The organism is Halioglobus sp. HI00S01 (genome assembly GCF_001635445.1).
Taxonomy (GTDB): Bacteria; Pseudomonadota; Gammaproteobacteria; order Pseudomonadales; family Halieaceae; genus Halioglobus; species Halioglobus japonicus.
In genome coordinates this window covers 1-20,781 of sequence record NZ_LWEE01000265.1, presented here as the reverse complement: position 1 = coordinate 20,781, position 20,781 = coordinate 1, and the positions used below count along the sequence as shown (strand labels likewise).

Here is a 20,781-nt window from a genome sequence, read left to right as displayed (position 1 = left end):
TGTCCTGCTTCTTGCCTGCAACACGGCCAGGGTGCAAGATCACCCTGAGCATGGAGCGCGTCATGAACATTGCCTACATCAGCCACCCCACCTGCGAATTGCACGACATGGGAAGCTACCACCCGGAGCAGCCCGCCAGGTTGAGCGCCATCAACGACCGACTGATAGCCAGCGGTCTGGATATGGCGCTGCAACGCTATGACGCCTCGGCCGCGCAACGCGACCAGTTGCTGTATGCCCACAGCAGCCGCCATGTAGATCATTTGTTCGCTCAATCGCCGGAAATCGGCTCGGTGTCGGTCGATCCCGATACCACCATGAACCCTTACTCCCTGCAGGCAGCGCTGCTTGCCGCGGGCGCTGTTATTCAGGGAGTGGATCTGGTGATGGGCGAGAAGACCCGTCAGGTTTTCTGCGGCGTGCGCCCGCCCGGGCACCACGCGGAACGCGACAAAGCCATGGGGTTCTGTCTGTTTAACAACATCGCTGTGGGCGCCTACCACGCCCTCGAACACCACGGCCTGGAGCGCGTGGCCATCGTCGATTTTGATGTTCATCACGGCAACGGCACAGAAGACATCGTGGCTGGCGACGAGCGGATTCTTTTTTGCTCAACGTTCCAACACCCCTTTTACCCGCACAGCGGCGAAGCTTGCGAAGCGGCGAATGTGGTCAATTCGCCGCTGCCCGCAGGCAGTGACGGCGAGGCTTTCCGCGCCGCCGTAAACACCCACTGGCTGCCGGCACTGGAGGCCTTTGCCCCCCAATTGATATTCATCTCTGCCGGTTTCGACGCCCATCAGGCAGACCCCCTGGCAGACTTCCGACTGGTCGATGAGGATTTTGCCTGGGTCACCCGGCAGCTGTGCCAACAGGCGTTGGCCAGCGCTGATGGCCGGATCGTTTCTTCGCTCGAGGGCGGCTACGACCTGCATGCGCTGGCGCGCAGCGTGGAAGCACACCTTAAAGCCCTGTTGGGCGACAACTAACCCAAACTGCCGCTGTGCACCCTCTGCCAGGCCCAGCCGTCCTTGCTGGCGGCTTTGCGATGGTGTGCTCGCCCTCCTTTTCTCCGCTCACGATTTGTTCAGGTATAAAAGCTCATACGCACCAGTAAATGAACGATCTGTCACTTGCGGCAAAAGTAGACATATGTATACTTTTGCTATCGCATAATAATCCCGGAGACGACTATGTCGGAGGCTGCAACCGCCCTGCCCCCCGTGGCAGAAATTTTTAACCCCCATTCGCCGGAGTACATGAATGACCCCGTGTCGCAGTGCCTGGCCCTGGCCGAGCGCGGCCCCATCGTCTGGTACGAGCCCTGGCAGGCCTGGATTGTCACGCGCATGGAAGACATCATGGCCTGCTGGAAAACGGAGCCATTGTCGTCCGATTTCTATGACTGGGAATTCGCTCCCGAGCGCCCCAGTGAAGACAAGTGGAGCAACTTTGAGCGCGCCATGATTGGCCACAGCCTGCTGGCAGACCACGGACATCATCGCCTGGTGCGCAAAGTCGTCTCCCCGGCGTTCTCACGCAACGTGGTCGACAAGATCCAGGAAAAGATCAAGCCGGACGTGGAGAAACTGTTCGACGAGCTGGGATCACCCGAGACTTTCGATTACATCGAAGATATCGCCCAGCACATTCCCTTTATCTCCATTACCCGGATGGTCGGCATCCCCGAGAAGTATTGGCCGGAAATACGCAAAGTGATCCTGACCTTTACCGAGACCTGGAACCCCACCATCTCCGATGAGCAGCGCGAGGCCGCGCGCCAGGACTGCAACAAAGCCATCGATATCATTCTCAAGGTGATCGCCGAACGTCGGGCCCAGCCTGAGCAGGATGATTTTCTGTCCACACTGTTGAAAATCGAAGAAGAGAACGAGAATTTCAAGGAGTGGGACATCGTAACACTGGTACTGGCACTGATCGGTGCCGGCGCCGATACCACCCTGGTGGCCCAGCAGTGGTCGGTGTATTCACTGCTCAAGCACAAGGATCAGGTAGCAGCGGCACTGGAATCTCCAGATGCATTTTCCAACGCCTTCTCCGAGATCAGCCGCTGGGGCGTCGCGTCCAAAATGGGCTTTGCACGCTATGCGCCGAATGATATGGAGTTTATGGGCGAGCAGTTGCGCAAAGGCGTCATGGTGCTGATGATGCCGCACCTGAAAGACTACAACCCTGCCTACTATGACTCACCGGAAACATTCGACGTGAAGCGGGAATTTAATCCCGACGCCATGTTCGGTTATGGGCCGAGGTTCTGCATTGGCGCGGCACTGGCCAAGCGCCAGCTGTACCTGACCATGTGTGAACTGTTTACGCGCTTCCCTGATGTGGAACTGGCTGAAGAGCCGGAACGCGACGCGGACGACCACAACGCCATTGTGTTCAAGCGCCTGATGCTGCGCACTAACGCCTAGCGCGACCTCCCCGCCTCCAGCCCCTGGCGATAGTCGCCAGGGGTAACACCCTGCCATTTGCGAAAAGCGCGATAAAATGCGCTGGGTTCGGCAAAACCAAGCTGCCCTGCTACCGTCGCCAGTGATATCTCACGATTGCCCAGTAACTCCAATGCCAGTTGATGGCGCGTCTGGTCGAGCAATCGTTGATAGCTGGTCCCCTCCTCCTGCAACCGTCGCTGTAAGGTGCGTTCACTCATGCCTATCTGGGAAGCAATCGCCTGCTTCGCAGGCAGGGTCTGGGTGAGTTGTGACGCCATTAAACCGGCCACCCGGGCAGCCACGCCTGGCTCCAGCGCCAGCGTCGCGAGTACGCGGTCAGCGCGCTCCGTCAGCAAGGCCAACAGCTCCGCACTGGCGTGAGGAATTGGTAGGGCCAGCACCTCAGGTGAGAACACCAACCGATTGGCGCTGCTACCACCGGCCACAGGGCAGTGAAAATATTCACTGAATGTTGCAGGTTGATCACCCGGCACTACGCACAACTGCAATTGTTGCGGCACATAGGCATCACCAGCCAACCAGCGACCGAGCGCCACAATCGATGCAAACATTGCCACAACACGATGGGCTGTTACCGCATCGTCCCGGTTGACGGCCTGGTATTCCAGCGCGGGATAGCCATCGCACTCGCTGCGCACAAAGCTGCCGCCCTGCCCGGCGAGAAACTGGTACTCAACGATCACATCGAGGCAGGCATCAATGGTGTCGCAATTCATGACCATATACCCCACCAGGCCAAAACTGGCGGGCTGAATCGCTCGGGCAAACTGCAGACCAAATTCCGGCGAACCACAGCGTTGCACCGCTTGCTGCCACAGCGCCTGCTGCTGATCAAAACTGATGCGGTTCTCGGGGCGCTCAAGCAGCCGAGCATCAATGCCCAACTCGCCCAGCAGGGCCTCAGGCTCGGCCTCACCCGCCAGACGCATGGCATCCAGCAGCGCCAGGGTCAGGCTGACACTCACCTCGCGCTCATTGTCAGGCAACATGGCCCAATCCCTTCATTTCATTCCCCTTATTACAGCCACCAAGAATACCAGTCAACGCCCTCATCGGCAGCCGTTGGCGCGCATTGCCATAGGCCCTGGCGCCTGCGGGCAATGGCAATTCAGCTGTGCTCTGCCACAATAAAGGTTCTATCTGGAAGGACTACTCGATGCGCTCCCTATTGCCTATCGCCCTGCTGCTGTGCTCGGCCGCCGCTCACGCGGATTCACTGCTCGTCACCGACGCCCAGGGCCTGCCTCTCGCCCAGGCAATGGTCACCCGCACCCCGCTGGAAGTGCCCGCCGCGGACCTCAGCGATGATGGCTACACACCCGACGGCACAAGCAACACAGCCGCGGTTACCGTCACCCGATTTAGCGATGCTGAAGGCCAGGTCGATATTTTCCAGGACGGTAAATTCAGCTATCGCGTGCGGGCCCAGGGTTATCGCGANGCCTACCTGGACGCACCAACCGCCACAGTGGCACTGGCGCCCATGAGCGACGAAGAGCACTATGCCAGTTACCCGTCGAATGTATGGTTGTCACAGCTGACCTTCGGCGGCGATCAGGAACTCAAGCAGGTGTTTCAGCTCAACTGTGCCTTCTGTCACCAGCAGGCCTCACCTTTTATGCGCAATGAGCGCACCGTGGAACAGTGGCTCAGCGTAATCCAGCGCATGAATACCTATGGTGCCCGTCTGCCCACCGATGACCAGCTGCCCATTGCCGAAATGATGCAGTCTGAATACCGCGAACTGCGTGAAAACCCGGACCAGGTGCCCCTGCCGCGCCGCTGGGAGAGCCACCTGGCAGACATAGAGATGACCGAGTGGCCCATCGGTGATGGCTTCTCCCAGATGCATGATTTTCTGCTTCACCCCAATGGCTATGTCTACGTGGGCGACAACCTGTTCGACCGGATTTACGAGATCGACACCGACACCGGTGAATACACCGTATACAAAGTGCCTCACTACGAAGACGCCCGCCTCGGCGGCATTCTGGGCAACCGCTTCGAAGTGTTCCCGAAAATGCACAACTATATGGGGGTCCACTCGTTCGCTGTATCACCCTCGGACGGCAATATCTTTATCACGCCCTCCATGCAGCAGGCGCTGCTGGAGTTTGATGTCACCAAAAAGGAATTCATCATTCACGGCATGCCAGGCGGCCTGTATCCCCACACTATTCGCACCGATGCCAATGACGATGTGTGGTTTACCCTGGCACTATCCTCCCAGGTCGCAAAGTTTGATCGCGACACCCGCGAGTTCACGCTTTACGACCTCCCCGCTCGCAGTGTGAAGGAATGGCTGATGTTCAAGGCATTGCCGTTACTGTTCAGCATTGACCCGGAAGATCGCCCCCTGCCCTCACCCGACCGTGAGTCCACAGGACTGCCCATGCCCTATGGGATTGATGTCGCTCCGGACGGTGGTATCTGGGTTGCGCGGCTGTACGCGAATGATCTCGCCCACATTGACCCAGACAGCGGCGAAGTCACGATGATTGATTTCCCCTACGAGGGACCGCGCAGACTGCGGGCCGACGCCGAGGGCAATCTGTGGATTGTGGCGTTCCAGAATTCATTGCTCGTGAAGTACGACCCGCGCAAGCAGGAATTCACCGACTACGAGCTTCCGGTTGTCAACGAACTCCCCTATGCGCTTAACGTCGATCGCAAACGCGGCGTCGTATGGGTTAACGGCAACCAGTCTGACACCATTCTCGGTTTCCATATCGCCAGCGAAAGCTGGAAGGTCTATCCCATGCCGCGCCAGCGCTTCTTTACGCGCGATATTGAAGTGTCTGAAGAAGACGGGGCGATTTACACCAGCAATTCCCACTTCCCCACCTGGCAGACAGAAGGTGCCGTGCCTACCCTGCTGCGCATCACACCGCTGGCAGACTAATGCGCCGCACCGGTCTCGCGACAGCCCTGGTGTGCGCCGCCTTCGCGGCGCAGGCCGACGAGTGGCGCCACTATGGAGGCGACCCGGGCGGACAGCACTTTTCGACCGCCGACCAGATCACTCGCGAGAACGTCGCCGATCTGGACGTGGCGTGGATGTTCCGCAGCGGCGACCAACAGCGCCGCGCGGCGCTCATGCCCCAGACCTCCGCTCAGTCCACACCCCTGTTGCTGCCTGCGGCTGCTGGTGAATCCCTGGTGTACTGCACCCAGTTCAATGAAATCATTGCCCTGGACCCAGGCACGGGCGAACCTCGCTGGCGCTTTGACCCGGGCATCGATGCCAGCGGAGAGCGGCCCTTCCGCTGCCGCGGCGTTGCGTACTACGAAGAGCCGCGCCTCACAGAGCAGCAAACCTGTCGCCATCGCCTGTTTACCAATACGCACGATCGGCGCCTGATCGCGGTCGATGCTCTAACGGGCAAACGCTGTACAGACTTCGGCAACAACGGCGAAGTGACTCAGTTTGGCCGCGAGCGCGGCGCCGACCAGGTCAGCAATTCTTCGGCGCCGGTCGTTGCGGCGGGCGTTGTCGTCAGTGGATCAACCGTTATCGATTTCCACTACGCCGAATCGCCCCGGGGGAAGGTCCAGGCCTTTGACAGCCTCACCGGCGAGCGCCTGTGGGGGTTTGACCCACTCGAAGGCCACAGTGGCAGCGGCAGTGCCAATGTCTGGGCCCCCATGTCGATCGATGCATCCCTGGGCCTGGTATATCTGCCCACCAGCGCCCCCTCGCCGGACTACTACGGCGGCAACCGGCCCGGCGACAATCGCTACGCCAACAGTATTGTCGCGCTAGATATCGCCACCGGTGAGGTGCGATGGCATTTCCAGCATGTGCGTCACGATTTATGGGACTACGACACCCCGGCCCAGCCCATTCTCTTCGAGTGGCAAAAGCACGGCGAACAGATTCCGGCGCTTGCCCAGCCCACCAAACAGGGCTTCATATTCGTACTCGATCGCCGCACCGGCAAAAGCCTCTGGGAAATCACCGAACAGCCGGTACCGCCTTCGCAAATACCCGGCGAACACACCGCACCCACCCAGCCGAAACCCATTGCCCCGCCACCCCTGCTGGACCCGTTCCTTATGCCCGAACAGGCCTGGGGTCTGACCCCCTGGGACAAGGCAGACTGCGCCCGGCAATTGTCGGCACTGGATAACCTGGGTTTGTTCACGCCACTCAGTGAGAAATTGACCCTCATGCTCCCGGGCAGCCTCGGCGGCGCCAATTGGGGCGGCGGCGCCATTTTGCAAGACAGCGGTATTTTGCTGGTCAACGTCAACACCACACCGTTTAGCGGCCGCCTGGTCCCCCGCGCAGAAGCGAGGGGCGAGTCCACCAGTGACCATCCTGCCGCTGGTGTACGCATGCGCGTCCCTATGCGTGGCACACCCTACGATGTGGAAGTAGGCGCACTGGTATCGCCGCTGGGCATTCCTTGCAGCCCGCCACCGTGGGGCAAGCTGGTGGCCGTAGACCTCGTTGCCGGCAAGACCTTGTGGGAGAAACCGCTGGGCTCTGTACACGATATGGCGCCTTTCCCAGTGCCCTTTCACCTGGACTGGGGCACACCCAACCTGGGCGGCGGCATTGCCACCGCCGGGGGCTTGTTTTTCATCGGTGCCACCATGGATCGCCAGTTTCGCGCTTTCGATACCACCACCGGGGAAGTGCTATGGCGCCATCAACTGCCCGTGGATGCGACGGCAACGCCCATGACCTATACCTATCGCGGCCGCCAGTACGTGGTCATTAACGCGGGGGGCCACGCTATGTTCAGTCGGCCCCAGAGCGACTATCTCATTGCTTTTGCCCTGGAGCGCCCGTGAAAAAACTACTGCTACTGCTGGTGGCGCTGCCCGCGGCAGCCGCGATCTGGTTCTTCAGTGCCGATAAGCCGCTGAAAACAATTGAAGGTCTTGCCATTCAGCATGCGGACAAACTGCCCTTGGCCTTTTTTGGCGAGCGCTTGTTTAACGAGCACTGCGCCAGCTGTCACGACAACCCGCAAATGCACGCCCCTACGCGCGAGGCCCTCGCAGGCTATTCCCTGGATTCGGTGATGGTCGCCCTGAAGTTCGGCAAGATGCAGCCCATGGCCGCCCATCTTACTGACATAGAGCGCGGGCTGATCGCCATCTACCTCAGTGGCGCAGAGAGTGACGATTTCAACTGGATGGCCCAGCAGCAATGCGATACGCCAGACAACTCTCCTCCCAAGATGTTTGTAAGCAACTGGGGGCAGGGGGACGGCAACAGGCGCTTCGTTGATCCGGGGCGTACCAATATTCATCGCGACAACGTGGGATCGCTGCAATTGGCCTGGGCCATGGCGTTTCCCAAAGTCACAGATATGCGTTCCCAGCCCGCCGTGGTCGGTGACACGCTGTATTTTGGCGACAAGACAGGACGGCTCTACGCCATTGATCGCAAGCGTGGCTGTGTTCACGCCCATACCAAAGTCGCCAGTGGCATTCGCTCGGCAATCACCGTCGTTCCGGGAGATTCAGCGCCGGTACTGGTCTTCGCAGATTCAATGGCAGTGGTTTATGCCGTGGACAGCCAATCCCTGGAAATCCGCTGGCGCTCAGATATTCGCCTGTTCAGCACCTCGACCATTACCGGCTCAATCAGTCATCACGACAATCGTTTGTATGTGCCGATCTCATCGTACGAAGTTGCGGCAGCCGGAAACCCCAATCATGTTTGCTGCGAATCACACGGCGGCGTGGTGGCGCTGGACCTCGCCAATGGCGATCGTCTGTGGGAGTGGCATGCCACCGCGGACGCTGTCGTGCAGGGCCAAACCAGTGACGGCAAGCCCCTACTGGGCCCGTCCGGCGCCTCCGTCTGGAGCACACCTACCATCGATGCCGCCCGCAACCGCTTATATATTGGCACCGGCGAAAACCTGTCCCACCCCGCCACCGCGACCTCCGATGCGGTAATTGCGCTCGATCTCGATACCGGTGAGACAGTGTGGCAGTTCCAGGCAACCGCAGACGATGTCTGGAACGCGGCCTGTTTGAACGACGGTACCAATTGCCCAGAAAATGCCGGCGGCGATTTCGATATCGGGGCCTCGATCGTCCACGCCAAACTCGATGACGGCAGCGAGCTATTACTGGTGGGCCAAAAGTCCGGAGATGCCATGGCGCTCGACATGAATGGCGAACTGTTGTGGAAAACCCGGGTGAGCAATGCCGCCCTGGGGCCGGACCTTCATCAGACCACTACCAACGGTGGAATCCACTGGGGGATGGCACTCGCCGGGGAGCGCCTGCTGGTGCCCGCAGCCGATCCGGAACGCACGCGACCGGGCTACGACCCACGCCCCGGGATTCACGCGCTTGATGTACGCAGTGGCGAGGTACTCTGGTTTCAGGGGGTGGATCGCGGCTGCTATCTTGCGGACGAGGATAAGCCGTTGGTGGGACTGCAGAATATGCGTGCCGGCAAGCATCGGCCGCTGGAGGATCAGTACAACTGCTCGTTCTACTATGGCCTCTCATCAGCAGCGACCGCTACCGAGGATCTGGTGTTCAGTGGCGGGCTCAACGGCGTGTTACGCGCCTATGCCATTAAAGACGGCGAGGTGCTCTGGGAATACGCTACCGCGACGCCCGTTACCACCGTCAACGGCGTAACAGGTCATGGCGGAGCAATTGATGTTGACGGCCAACTGCTCGCGGGAGACTGGCTGTACGTGCAGTCAGGCTATGCCATGTTCGGTCAACTGCCTGGCAACGTGCTGTACGCGTTCAAGCTCTCGGCGGACTGAATTGCCGATCAGGCCTTCCCCTCTTTCGTTTCGCTCTCACCGTCCTCGTCATCGCGCGGCAACACTTCCGGCACATTCACCGGGTTGCCATCGCGCACGGCGCGATAATGAGGCGAGGTAATCTCCACGTTGTGGCCGTGGAACTCATCGAGAATATTGGCATGTAATGCTGAGTAGATCCTGGGCAACTCTTCCGGCTTGCGGGTCCAGCCATTCACTTCATAAGCCACATAATTGTCTTCCAGCGACACTTGCAGCACAAATGGCGGCGGCGATTCAGCAATACCCTCGGTCTTTTCCGCCGCCGCGATCAGCAAACGATTGACGACCTGCCAGGGCACATCGTAGCCAATCGTAATCCCCGTGTGCACCAGCAGACCTCGCTGCCCCATATTTTTGCTGTAGTTAATGATGTTGTTGTTCAACACCATGGAGTTGGGGATCGACACAATCACGTTTTTGAGGGTCTGGATGCGGGTGACAAACATGCTCCGCTCCACCACCCGGCCACGGGTCTCCGCTACGTCGACCTGGTCACCTATTTGGAAAGCGCGGGTATAGGTCAATACCACGCCAGCAATGATGTTGGCCACGGCGGTGGTCGAACCCAGCGATACCAAGACACCGACGAAAATCGAGATTCCCTGAAATGCCGGCGAACTGGAACCTGGCAGATAAGGAAAAATAATCACTGCCGTCAACGCGTATATCAATAGTTTGATAATGCCAAAACTGGTGTCGGCCCACTCGGGATAGAAGTTCTTCAGGTAGATTCTGCGAGTGCGAATACCATCGAAGACCATTGACAGAGTGCGGATAACGAAGCGGGCCACCATGATGATGAGCACGATCGTAATCAGGTTTGGGAGATAACTGACAAACCCCTGCCATATAAATGACACAATCTGGTAGAAGCCATTGATCATCCGCGCTGCCAGACGCAGGGTCCAGCCTGACGTCATCAATAATCCGTTGATGGCCGCGAGAATAAATACCAGCGACACGAACCGTCCAATCCACTGGGTAAAACTGACCCGAAACGCTTTCATATCTTCGGCGGACAGTAAGTCCTGTGCCTGCCATCGCAGTGCCTTGTAGCGATCATCCGGTAGCGCTTCCATGCGCCCCACACGGCGCTTGAAATGAAAGCGAGTAATTAACAGCAGTAACAGCGAGATACCGACAATGGACGCGCCAATAACCAAACGCATCAGTGGCGCCTGAGCATCCATCTGGTCAAACATTTGCAAAATGAACAGGGTTTCCTCGTCAATAGCCGCTGGGGTTATCAGGGGCTTTTCGACGACCAGTGCGGCGGCTTCCACCGCCTGGTTCGGATCAGCGGCTACGGGATCTGTATCGGACATGACGGAACTCTTATGCTGTTATCACTGTCAGCATAGCAGGGCTTGGCAATACTGACACCTCGATGGCTGTACCCGGGGGAAGGCTTTGTTCTACACTGCGGGCATGGAGAAATTTACCGCAATTTACGCCCGTGCCTGCGAACGCAAAGGCGGTGAACGCGCTCTCGCGCGGCTCATGCCCGCTGTGAAATCCAGCCGCGTCCTGAGCGCCAGCAAAAATGATCGCTGGTTGGCGGAGATGACCCGCTGTGTGTTTCAGGCCGGCTTCGTCTGGCGTGTGGTCGACAACAAATGGGATGAATTTGAAGAGGTGTTTTTCAACTTCCCACCCGACCGCATTCTTATGCTGAGCCCCGACCAGATCGACCGTATCAGCCAGAATCCGAAGATCATTCGCAACCGCCAGAAAGTGCTGAGCGTGCAACATAACGCCCAGTACATTCTCGATGTCAGCAAAGAGCACGGCAGCTTTGGCAAAATGGTCAGCCGCTGGCCCAGCGATGATCTGATCGGTTTATTTGCCCATCTGAAGAGAGGCGGCAGCCGGCTCGGTGGCATGAGCGGCCAACGTGTGCTGCGCAATATGGGTAAGGACACGTTTGTCCTCACCGGCGACGTGGTCTGCTGTCTGCGCCGCGCCGGACTCGATATCAAACCAAACCCCACTACCCAGCGTGAACTCAAACTCATTCAGGGGGCGTTCAATGAGTGGCACGCGCAAAGTGAACTCCCCTACAGCCATATCAGTCGCATTTGCGCATGCTCGCTGGATGACTGAATGACTCGACGCAACCTAAAGCGCATTCTCCCATGGCTTCGCGCGACGGGCCTGGCGCTCGGGATCGCCACACTACAGGCCTGCTCTTCGTCAACCACGGTAGACCACACGGGTTCTAGTGCGCTGCGCAATCTCGACAGCGGCTGGTGCCCAGGCTCGATCGTGAACAGCCAGGGCAAAGACGCCCGCGGTAAAACCCGTTACCAGCGATCACTATCGGCCGGGGAGCTGGCCAATCTGCGCCAGCGCGAACTGCGCAACTGCCAACAAGCCCTAGACCGCGGCGACACCCAGGCACTGGCGACGCTGGTGGATTACTACGACATCATCGGCCAGGAGGCCGAACTGGTGAGCATACTGGAACAGTATGCACTGACCGGCACCGACAGCCAACGCCTGGGCCAGGCGGGCACCTACCTGTACCGCGCTTACTCTGAAGGCTCCGCAGCCGTGCCGCGTGATCCCACCAAGGCTTTCAACTATCTCGGCCTGGCGGTGAACAATGGCGCCCGGGCGCTGGAAATCAACTATGCCCGAGCGCTGACGGCGCGCAGCTTGTACACAGACGCACACAAACGCTTCAGCGCCATACTCGCATCGCAGGCGGGCTGGTCGAGCCTTGACCGCTGCGAAGCCCACCTTGGCCTCGCCTATCTGGAGTTTGGTCTGGCGCCCGCGATGGAAAACTGGAACACCGCCTACTACCACTGGCGCGACGGCATGGCGTTAGCCAAAGGAAAGGAGTGGGCGTCCTGTAGTGCCGACAATTTCACCAGCCCGCACTACAGCTACGAGTCGCGGCGCAAAGCGTTTGTTGAAGCCCGACTGCCTAGGATGAGTGCTGCCCAGAAACAGATTGTCGATGAAGCACGCCGCGATGCTGCCAAGGGTCTGACGTTTGTCGCCGCCCTGGATTTCCGGGCACCACACGTCGCCGCCAGTAACGCCCGCCCGGCCGCCACGTTCAACAGCGCCGGACCGACACAGCCGGCGGTTGCGGGTCGCTGGCGCCCGCTGCAGGCAGATATCTGCCGCTTGCAGAGTATTCCCTACGCCCAGCCCTGGACTACCGTGTTTGAAAACAACAGCCAATCGGTTTGGACCGTGGACTCTCGCGGTAGCGCCGGTCGCTCCACCGGCACGGCGATTGCTGTATCACCGCGCACCCTGGTCACCAACTGCCATCTGTTGAGTAACCCGCGGCAAATCAAGCTGCGAAGAATTGGCACCGAACTGTCTGCCAGCCTCGTTGCTGTAGACACGGCCGGCGACCGCTGCGTGTTACAGACCGCACAAACCCTTCCCAGTTACGTTCAGTACGCCCGCGCCCATGACAGCGTCCGCATTGGTGAGGAAGTAGCCGCCATCGGCAATCCTCGCGGCCTGGAGACATCGCTGTCCCGGGGTATTGTGGGCCAGAAAAGGGCCCGTAGGGGTTTGCGCCTGATCCAGACCGATGCGGCGATCTCCTCAGGCTCCTCGGGCGGAGGCCTTTTTGATCAGACGGGAAACCTGGTAGGTATCACGACTTTTTCGGTCAGCGAGGGCCAGAGCCTCAACTTTGCCATTGCCATTGAAGAGTTCTGCCGCTAACGCTGCGCATGAAAAAAGGGCGCCACATGGCGCCCCTTTTCTCACCAGAATGCGATTACTGGGCGATATCCATCACCAGTTCAACGCGACGGTTCTGAGCCCGACCTGAATCAGTGTCGTTACCTACCAACGGCATGCTTTCACCGCGGCCGATAGCCACCAACTGATCAGCTGGAATGCCGTGCGACTGAATCAGCAGATCCCGCACGGCGTTGGCGCGACTTTCTGAGAGCCACTGATTGTACTGATCGTCACCCACACTATCGGTATGACCTTCAACCGTGGCACGCACACCAGGGTGCTCCTTGAGGACTGCGGCAGCATTGGCCATCTCTGTATCGTAAGAGGAGGAGATACGTGACGAGTCGAACTCAAACTGCACATCCATGGTCAGCGACACCATATCGCCACCCACCGCTGTATAGCGGTCGCTACCTGCTGCGAGCCCAGCCAGAGCAGCGGCAGAGGCTGCAGCAGCAGCTGCATCGTTAGTGCCGTTCAGGCGGGCAAACAGCGCATCGCGATCCACCGACGCGGGCAAAGCCACCCCGGGGGGACACAGCGCCTGAGCGTTTTCATCATCGGCGTCACGGGACAAGTCGAGGTCCAGCTCGGCAAGCTGTTCCGCATTCAGGCCATCCACATCCAGAGAAGCCAACAACAGGCCCATGTTGGACAGCGTGCGCGCCTGGGCGGTACGCAGGTCAGTCAGGGCACTCATGTGGGCGCGCTGGGTGTCGAAATATTCGTTCTGCGAATCCAACAGATCCAGCAGCGTGCGCTGGCCGATATCGAACTGGTCGCGATAGGCGCGACGGGTTTTGTCCTGGGCAACACGGTTACGCTCCAGTAGCATCACCTGTTGTTCCAGGGCCTCGATATCGTTAAACGCAATGGTCACCTCCTGACGCACGTTTAAACAGGCCTGCTTCCGCTCCTCAATAGCCGCGTTATACAGGTTGTAGAACTCGCGCTTGCGCGCACTGTCGGCACCGCCGCGATAGAGGTTGTAGCTCACCACAACTTCAATGGCTTCCTCGTCGTAGCGCCCTTCCAGGCCATCGGTGTCGTGCTCCACCTCATTGCGATAGCGCAAATCAAGGCGCGGCATAAACGGCGCATTGGTGGCGTTCAGTGCTTCCTGTGCAGAGCGCAGGTTTTCGATGGCCGAGTTAATCACGGGGCTGCGCTGGTAGGCGAGATCCAGAGCGGTCTCCCGCATTTCGGGAATCTGGCCTGAAGGTACGTCGGGTAGCTGCAGGTTCTCAGCCGGCATACCGTGCACAACACGGTGGAAGCGGGTGATCACGTCATGCAGGTTGGTAATCTCAGTCACCAGGTTGGACTCGGCCAGCGCTACACGCGCTGCGGCTTGATCGAGGTCTACACCCTGGCTGACGCCACCGCCGGTACGCTCGGCAATACGATCGTAGACCTGCTTGTGAACCACGTAGTTTTCTTCGGCGTACTTCACCAGTTGCTGGAACTGGACCGTGTCAAGGTAAGCCTCCGCAGCCTCCAGCGCCATCTCTTCCGATGCACGCTTGAAGTCATAGTAGCGGGACAGCTTGGCATAGCCCAAGCGCGCTACCTCATCGCGGGTGGCGAAACCGTCAAACAGCATCTGGGTAATGCTGAAGCGGGTAGCATCTCGAGAGTAGTCGTCGAAATCAATCAGTGGCGTTTCGCGCTCTTCCCGACCCCATTCCGAGTAAAGGTCAGCGCTGGGCAGATAGCCGCCGCGGGCACCGCGCTGGGCTTCGCGGGTCGCTTCGAAGTTATACCACTCGGCATTCACCCTGGGGCTTAAGGTCACACCCTGGGTAATTGCGGTTTTAAAGTCAGAGACAATGTCGTCAGATGGCGCACTCGTGGTCTGCGCGGTTGCGCCAAGGGCTGTAGCGGACACAGCCAGAGCCAGCGAGATTCGCTTGAATGGGAGATGTTTCATTGTACCAATCCTTGTGATCCCAAATAGATTCTTACCGCGGCCGACACCGCAGTGCTTTTATTGCTTTCATGCACAACATCCTGCCGTGCCGATTTCCTTCCCTACTCGCCTACCGAGTGTAGGCTATCGCTTAATTTTTGCTGTACACGGCGCTCTTTGCAATAACACGCGATATCACGTGATTACAGAGCTAGAAAAGTTAGTTTCAGAACGCAGTGAAACCCAGAAAGTAGTCTATTATTCTTTGCACGCCAGCTTTCGAGCGGTTTTTTTGAATAAAAATTATCCAACTGCGCCGAATTGCAGCGAAAACGCTGCCTACTGGGAGCCATGCCTACATATCGACTGATCTGCTCATTGCTTCTGGCCTGCGCCTGTCTGGGCTCGCTCGTCTGGGCACAGGTTGACTATGCGAAGCTGCGCTCGGTTGCCATGAACCGCTACGGCCAGGAGACGGTGAATCTGGTAGACGAGTGGCGTGCGTCTATTGATGCTATGGCCGCGCAGGACGAACTGGCGCAACTCAAAAGCGCCAACGACTTCATCAACCGCCGCATACGCTGGGTGCAGGACCCGGAAGCCTGGGGGCAGAAAGACTACTGGGCAACGCCGCTGGAAACCATGTCCAAGCGCATGGGCGACTGCGAAGACTTCGCTATTTTCAAATACACCACGCTGATACTCGCCGGCATCGACGTCAATAAACTCAGGATCACCTACGTTAAAGCCCAGACAGGCGGACCCAACAGCCAGATTCATCTCGCCCATATGGTATTGGCCTACTACGCAACTCCCACATCGGAGCCCCTGATTCTGGACAACCTGATCGGCGACATTTACCCCGCCAGCAAACGCACCGACCTGACCCCGGTGTACGGATTCAACAGCAAAGGACTTTGGGTGGGTGGGGCTGCCGCCCCTGCTACGACTAACCCGGGCGCCAAGCTTTCCCGCTGGCGCGATCTGCTACAACGCGCCGCCGCCGAAGGCCTGGGCTAGCGAAAACCAATAAGGAAGAAAGACGATGTCACTACGAACAAAACTCTGGCTGGCCATCATCGCACTGTTACTGGCGGTGTTCAGCGGCAGCTTCCTGGTTTCCATGCTTTCGGCCAAGTCCTACCTGGAGCAGCAGATCAGCATGAAAAATGCCGATAACGCGGCAGCGCTAGCGCTGTCGCTCACGCAGCAAGGCGCCGACGAAGTGCTTTTGGAACTCACCCTGTCCGCTCAGTTCGACACGGGCTTTTATGAGTTGATCGAACTGCTCTCTCCCGAGGGCGAGGTATTAATCCGGCGCCACGACACCCAGTCGGCCAGCGAAGCGCCGGCGTGGTTCGTCAATGCCTTCCCGCTCAACATTGACGACGGTGCCGCAGTCATCCAGTCCGGCTGGTCTCAGGTGGGCACACTGAATCTGCGCAGCCACTCACGCTTTGCATACGACCAATTGTGGCAAAGCACCCAGATACTGGCGCTGATTTTTGTGCTGTTCATGCTCGTGTCCTGCCTGATCGGCGGACGTATTCTGCAGCATATCCTCAAGCCCCTGGACGATGTTGTAGATCAGGCCCAGGCCATTGGCGAGCGTCGATTTATTCGCATCCCGGAACCGAAGACCCTGGAGTTCAAGCAGGTCGTTAGTGCAATGAACGACTTGTCGGGGCGGATTAAAGGCGTACTCGAGCAAGAAGCAGAGCGACTTCAGAAATATCAACAGGCCGCCAATTTCGATAAGGTCACTGGCCTGAGTAACCGCGAACCCTTTCTCAAGGAAGTGGCTGCGGCGCTGGAAAGCGATGACGTTAACGCCACCGGCAGTGTAAGTCTGGTGCGTATTCGCCAGCTGGCCGAGCTCAACCAGCAATGGGGCCGCGCCACCATGGACAGTGTGTTGCAGGATATTGGCGCAGCACTGCAGGACATCGTCGCCGGTCACAGTCGCTGGTCGGCCAGTCGGCTTAACGGTTCTGACTTTGCCTTACTGGCTCCCCGGGCCATCGACCCACAGGAAACGGCGGAGCTGGCACTGAATGCTATTGGCCAGAGCCTCGATGGCCGCGATGTGGGTACCGAGATTGAGCTGCCCACCGCCTGCACTATCTACGCCCATGGCGACACGATTAGCACGCTATTGACGCGTCTCGATAATGCGCTCCAAAAAAGTGAGGAACAAGGCGGCAGAACCATCAGCGTAACCGTGGAAAGCGATTCGCAGCTGCGGCCGGTACGCCAGCAACTGGAAGACTGGCGCGCCATTCTTGAACAGGCCTTTGCACAAAAGAGTTTCAGCCTGGATTTTTACCCCGTGCTGGGTTTGCAGGGCCAGCTCATCCATAACGAAGCCCCCGTCAGGCTATTGCAGAACGGCGAGCGTCTGTCCGCCGGCGTCTTCCTGCCCTGGGTGAATCGGCTTGAGGTCTCTCTGGAGCTCGACAAAACCCTGATTCAATTGGCCCTAGACGCACTCAACAATGGCAGCGAACCCATTGCCGCCAACCTGTCGGTCGCGGCAGTGGTTGAGCCCGGATTCCTGCCCTGGCTCGAGGAGACCCTCGCCGGCTCGCCAGAAGCCGCCCGCAAGCTGTGCCTCGAACTACCCGAGGCCATGGCCTTCCGCCACCTCGAGCGCTTCAAGCCCCTGTGCCACGGCGCCAAAGCGCACGGCGTGCAGATGGGTATAGAACATGTGGGCCACCAGCTGGCAGAGCTTGGCAAACTGAGCGACATAGGTCTTGATTACCTCAAAATCGACGCCAGCTTTGTACGCGACATCAATGACAACGCGGCCAATCAGACCTTGCTGAGAACGCTATGCACAGTGGGTCACTCAATTGGCGTCAGTGTGTATGCCGAGGGAGTGCGCAATGAAGCAGAGTGGAAGATCCTGCAGGAACTCGGGGCCGATGGTGCTACCGGCCCCGGCATGAGAACCCCAGGGTAGTCAGAAATCAGTCGTCGCCAATCAGGTTGAGCCGCTCGCCAAGCTCGCTTCTCAGGCGCTGGCGGCGCATGATTTTGTCCTGCGCCGACTGCGGAAGCTCGGTAAAGAGGATAATCCCCTTGTCGATTAACAACTCGACAACGTCTTCCAGTACCCGCACGAAGTCCTGGTCGGTTTCGTCCAGCCCCCCGGTACTTGCACCGATACTGCGAAACGCTGTCAGCTCCTCCGAACCCTCGGGCAATTCCTCATTGAAACCATCTTTCTGAACAAGACTGATGGCGACGACGGAACCGTCGTCGCCCCGCATCACAAACGGCATCAGTCGACGTTCAGCTGCTGATTGCTCAACAGCTCAGCGATGGCGGCCGCCGTATCATTGCCAAGGTCGACATTGAGCAGCGTGATGGTGGAGTCTACCTCGGCAGCATCGTAACCACTGCTGAAGCCGCTCGAGGCTATCTCGATCACGGTATTGGTACCGTCAGACGTGATGTTGAGATAGTTCTCCAGCGTGTCCTCCGACTCACCCTGCAACAGGTCGCTGAGATCAAGCGCATCCTGACCGTCCGCGCCGAAGTTGGAAACTTCATAGCTGGCAGGTGAGCCCGCATCGGCCAGGTCAAACATGAATACGTCGTTTGCGTCCGTACCAATCAGCGGAACTTCACCGGCAGCAAGCTCATTATCGGGGGAACCCACCTCCTCGACCGGATCCTGCTCACTGAGCCCCGTGGCGAATGCCGCAGGCGCTGCGGAACTGGCCGCCGCGGCACCGGCAGGAGGAACACTCTCGACCCCCGATGTAATCGGCAGCGTGTCTGCGGTGTCGCTATTTGCAGCTTCGGTAGTCTCGGCAACAATGGTGACACTGAAGTCGAAACCCTCCTCTGTCTGCAGCATACGCAACTCGAACACTTCATCCAGGCTTTGCCCCGGTGCCACTGTGACCACCCACTGATTATCAGTTGGCGCGCCTGTATCAGGCACTTCATCGCTGGAACCATCGAGAAGGTTGGCAGAGACATCCACCGGTATATCGGTACCGGTTTCGAAGGTATTGAGGGTAATAGTTACCGTCATGCTTTCGCTGCCGTCGGTATCCGCCAGGCCCACATCGAGATCGACGCCATACACGTAAGTGTCGGGAGCATCGGCAACGGCAACGCCGTCAATCACAACCGATTCTGATTGCTGCGTGGTTTCGGCCCCAAAGACCACATAAGCCTGGCCGTTTTCATTCAGCTGAATATCCAGAGACGGAGTGTGCGAGAAGGCAAATGAATCATTCTCGCCATTCTGGGGCGCACCAAAGCGGAAGAACTGCACACCATCGATCACTTCGATATCCGGTTCGGTCTGGTTCTGCTCCACAGTATTTTCGTTGTAGAAAAAGAACGCTACCGGATTACCCTGGGCACCGTTGGGAATGGACGACAGGCCATCGTCAAAACCACCGCCAAAGGCCGGATCCGTGGGATCGTAAACAATCATGCCCCAGTTATCGTCGAAGTACGCACCGTCGCCGTCATGGTTCCAGCTACCGGTGATATCCACTGAAGGGTTAATCGTAATAACCTGGTTAGCAAACTCGCCACCGAAGTCCAGCGGCACTACAACGATGTCGTTGTAGTCAAAGTTGGGAGTACCGTTAATCACGTCGTCGCCAAGCTGATCACCAACCTCCTGATTGATGAAGACCTCAAGGTCGTTACCTTCAATACTGGGATCGCCAAAGGAGATCACCACACCGGTGGGGACGTCCGCTACGGGGTCCACTTCAACCTGGTGCGAATCAGAGGCTATATCACCATCGCTTTCGGTTACATTGGTTGTGAACGTGAACTCGAGGTTGTCCGGATTGGTCTCAGCGGTGTTGCCTACCGGTTCAAACGACCAACTGGCACTAGTACCGTCCCAATCAATGGTCAGCACACCGAGGTCATTACCGTTCTTGGCAATCGTCGCCGAGGTCGATACTGGTACACCGGCAGTCAATGCCAGAGCTGTGAGTGCGGCACCGTTGTAGTTGGCATCATCGAGACTGATGCTCAGTTCACCATCCTGATCAGCACCTTCGACAATATTGATAGCAGCACCAATGCTGACGTCGCCGCTCTTGTCTTCCGGCACGGTGTCAGAATCGTCATCTGAGTCATACTCATCTGCTTCGGCGATCTCGACCTCGGGACCATCGTCGCGTACATCGATATCAAGCGTTGTATCGTCAGTATCGCCGTCAGTATCAGTTACCCGTACAGCGAAGCTCTCGGGAACCGTATCGCCGGCTTCAACAATACTTATATCGTCGTGATCGTCAGTCGGCCCGCTAAGAGTGTATGTCCAGACATATTCCCCGGCAACAAGCTGCACATTCAACACACCATAGTCGCCTTCAACATCAATTCCACCACCGGGAGGATTGGTGACATCGATGTAGTTGCCGTCCTTGTCCTGCACTTCCAACTTGTCGGTAGTATCAGTGCCAGTGTGGGTGATATTGAAGTCACCGGAAGTGGCTTCATCGGGGCTGCCCGGGTTGCTGCCATCAGCCAGTGCTGATTCAGCCACCCAATCGCGCTCACCCGCGTATACCACAGACACCATCGGTACAGAATCGCTATCAACGTTCAGCGAAACGGTGGCCTCGGAGGTATCGCCGTCGGCGTCAGTAATGATGTATGTGAAACTGTCCGGACCTGCGTAACCTTCGTTCGGGGTGTACTCAAAGGTCTCGCCCACTACCACCACAGTACCGTTGGTCGCGTCGTCACCCAGTGTGACGCTAACCGGCTGATCTGCACCTTCAATATCGTTGTCCAGCACATCAGCGAAACTAATGACCTCTGTGCTGTCTTCTTCAACGTCGAAGGCGCCATCGTCCACCGCTTGCGGACCATCGTCACGTACATCGATTTC

14 protein-coding genes are annotated in these 20,781 nt (G+C 58.3%); 9 read left to right on the top strand and 5 right to left on the bottom strand.

Annotated features, from left to right (window positions below):
* Window positions 1–62 precede the first annotated feature (62 nt).
* Both A3709_RS17535 and A3709_RS17530 read left to right on the top strand, forming a co-directional pair.
* Window positions 63–989 (top strand): histone deacetylase family protein, encoded by a 927-nt coding sequence (locus A3709_RS17535; protein ID WP_066057528.1) that lies wholly within the window; start codon window positions 63–65, stop codon window positions 987–989.
* Between the two features lie 204 nt (window positions 990–1,193).
* Window positions 1,194–2,435 carry a cytochrome P450 gene (locus A3709_RS17530; protein ID WP_066057525.1) on the top strand — a complete coding sequence of 414 codons (1,242 nt, stop codon included), beginning with the start codon at window positions 1,194–1,196 and terminating at the stop codon, window positions 2,433–2,435.
* On the opposite strand, the gene A3709_RS17525 is transcribed toward A3709_RS17530, so the two are convergent.
* Window positions 2,432–3,466, bottom strand: coding sequence for an AraC family transcriptional regulator (locus tag A3709_RS17525; protein WP_066057522.1), 1,035 nt, complete (start codon window positions 3,464–3,466; stop codon window positions 2,432–2,434). The two genes, A3709_RS17530 and A3709_RS17525, sit on opposite strands and share 4 nt — an antisense overlap.
* A 167-nt stretch (window positions 3,467–3,633) precedes the next feature.
* Between A3709_RS17525 and A3709_RS17520 the strand changes: the two genes are divergently transcribed.
* The 3 genes from A3709_RS17520 to A3709_RS17510 are packed head-to-tail and all read left to right on the top strand — an operon-like array spanning window position 3,634 to window position 9,229.
* Window positions 3,634–5,379: a lyase gene (locus tag A3709_RS17520; protein ID WP_066057519.1), complete on the top strand. Its 1,746-nt coding sequence runs from the start codon at window positions 3,634–3,636 to the stop codon at window positions 5,377–5,379.
* Entirely contained in the window at window positions 5,379–7,277 is a 1,899-nt protein-coding gene (locus tag A3709_RS17515) for a pyrroloquinoline quinone-dependent dehydrogenase (RefSeq protein ID WP_066057517.1), read from the top strand. Before A3709_RS17520 ends, A3709_RS17515 begins: the two co-directional genes overlap by 1 nt.
* On the top strand, window positions 7,274–9,229 hold the full coding sequence (locus A3709_RS17510; RefSeq protein WP_066057515.1) for a PQQ-binding-like beta-propeller repeat protein: 1,956 nt from the start codon (window positions 7,274–7,276) through the stop codon (window positions 9,227–9,229). Before A3709_RS17515 ends, A3709_RS17510 begins: the two co-directional genes overlap by 4 nt.
* A gap of 8 nt (window positions 9,230–9,237) precedes the next feature.
* Here the strand turns inward: A3709_RS17510 and A3709_RS17505 are convergent, their stop codons facing one another.
* Complete coding sequence (locus A3709_RS17505; protein WP_082850182.1) at window positions 9,238–10,596, bottom strand: mechanosensitive ion channel family protein; 1,359 nt, start codon at window positions 10,594–10,596, stop codon at window positions 9,238–9,240.
* An 85-nt stretch (window positions 10,597–10,681) separates the two neighbouring features.
* On the opposite strand from A3709_RS17505, the gene A3709_RS17500 reads away from it, so the two are divergent.
* Window positions 10,682–11,374 (top strand): DNA-3-methyladenine glycosylase I, encoded by a 693-nt coding sequence (locus A3709_RS17500; protein WP_231871229.1) that lies wholly within the window; start codon window positions 10,682–10,684, stop codon window positions 11,372–11,374.
* Window positions 11,375–12,967 (top strand): S1C family serine protease, encoded by a 1,593-nt coding sequence (locus A3709_RS17495; protein WP_066057512.1) that lies wholly within the window; start codon window positions 11,375–11,377, stop codon window positions 12,965–12,967.
* Window positions 12,968–13,022: 55 nt separating this feature from the next.
* On the opposite strand, the gene A3709_RS17490 is transcribed toward A3709_RS17495, so the two are convergent.
* Window positions 13,023–14,918 (bottom strand): TolC family outer membrane protein, encoded by a 1,896-nt coding sequence (locus tag A3709_RS17490; RefSeq protein ID WP_066057509.1) that lies wholly within the window; start codon window positions 14,916–14,918, stop codon window positions 13,023–13,025.
* A 330-nt stretch (window positions 14,919–15,248) separates the two neighbouring features.
* Here A3709_RS17490 and A3709_RS17485 point away from each other — a divergent pair, with 330 nt between their 5' ends.
* Window positions 15,249–15,917 (top strand): transglutaminase-like cysteine peptidase, encoded by a 669-nt coding sequence (locus tag A3709_RS17485; protein ID WP_066057506.1) that lies wholly within the window; start codon window positions 15,249–15,251, stop codon window positions 15,915–15,917.
* Between the two features lie 25 nt (window positions 15,918–15,942).
* Entirely contained in the window at window positions 15,943–17,862 is a 1,920-nt protein-coding gene (locus tag A3709_RS17480) for an EAL domain-containing protein (protein WP_066057502.1), read from the top strand.
* 7 nt (window positions 17,863–17,869) lie between these two features.
* Here the strand turns inward: A3709_RS17480 and A3709_RS17475 are convergent, their stop codons facing one another.
* Together A3709_RS17475 and A3709_RS17470 are read right to left on the bottom strand one after the other, a co-directional pair.
* The gene (locus A3709_RS17475) at window positions 17,870–18,184 is read right to left on the bottom strand and encodes a hypothetical protein (RefSeq protein ID WP_066057500.1); all 315 of its coding nucleotides are present in this window, start codon (window positions 18,182–18,184) and stop codon (window positions 17,870–17,872) included.
* A partial coding sequence (locus A3709_RS17470; RefSeq protein ID WP_156507835.1) for a type I secretion C-terminal target domain-containing protein occupies window positions 18,184–20,781 on the bottom strand: 2,598 nt, incomplete at its 5' end. The genes A3709_RS17470 and A3709_RS17475, both read right to left, overlap by 1 nt.

Excerpts from the sequence above, each read along its gene's own strand:
- A3709_RS17535 (WP_066057528.1), top strand. The coding sequence starts at position 63 with ATGAACATTGCCTACATCAGCCACCCCACCTGCGAATTGCACGACATG.
- A3709_RS17530 (WP_066057525.1), top strand. The coding sequence starts at position 1,194 with ATGTCGGAGGCTGCAACCGCCCTGCCCCCCGTGGCAGAAATTTTTAAC.
- A3709_RS17525 (WP_066057522.1), bottom strand. The coding sequence starts at position 3,466 with ATGTTGCCTGACAATGAGCGCGAGGTGAGTGTCAGCCTGACCCTGGCG.
- A3709_RS17515 (WP_066057517.1), top strand. The coding sequence starts at position 5,379 with ATGCGCCGCACCGGTCTCGCGACAGCCCTGGTGTGCGCCGCCTTCGCG.
- A3709_RS17505 (WP_082850182.1), bottom strand. The coding sequence starts at position 10,596 with ATGTCCGATACAGATCCCGTAGCCGCTGATCCGAACCAGGCGGTGGAA.
- A3709_RS17495 (WP_066057512.1), top strand. The coding sequence starts at position 11,375 with ATGACTCGACGCAACCTAAAGCGCATTCTCCCATGGCTTCGCGCGACG.
- A3709_RS17490 (WP_066057509.1), bottom strand. The coding sequence starts at position 14,918 with ATGAAACATCTCCCATTCAAGCGAATCTCGCTGGCTCTGGCTGTGTCC.
- A3709_RS17485 (WP_066057506.1), top strand. The coding sequence starts at position 15,249 with ATGCCTACATATCGACTGATCTGCTCATTGCTTCTGGCCTGCGCCTGT.
- A3709_RS17480 (WP_066057502.1), top strand. The coding sequence starts at position 15,943 with ATGTCACTACGAACAAAACTCTGGCTGGCCATCATCGCACTGTTACTG.
- A3709_RS17475 (WP_066057500.1), bottom strand. The coding sequence starts at position 18,184 with ATGCCGTTTGTGATGCGGGGCGACGACGGTTCCGTCGTCGCCATCAGT.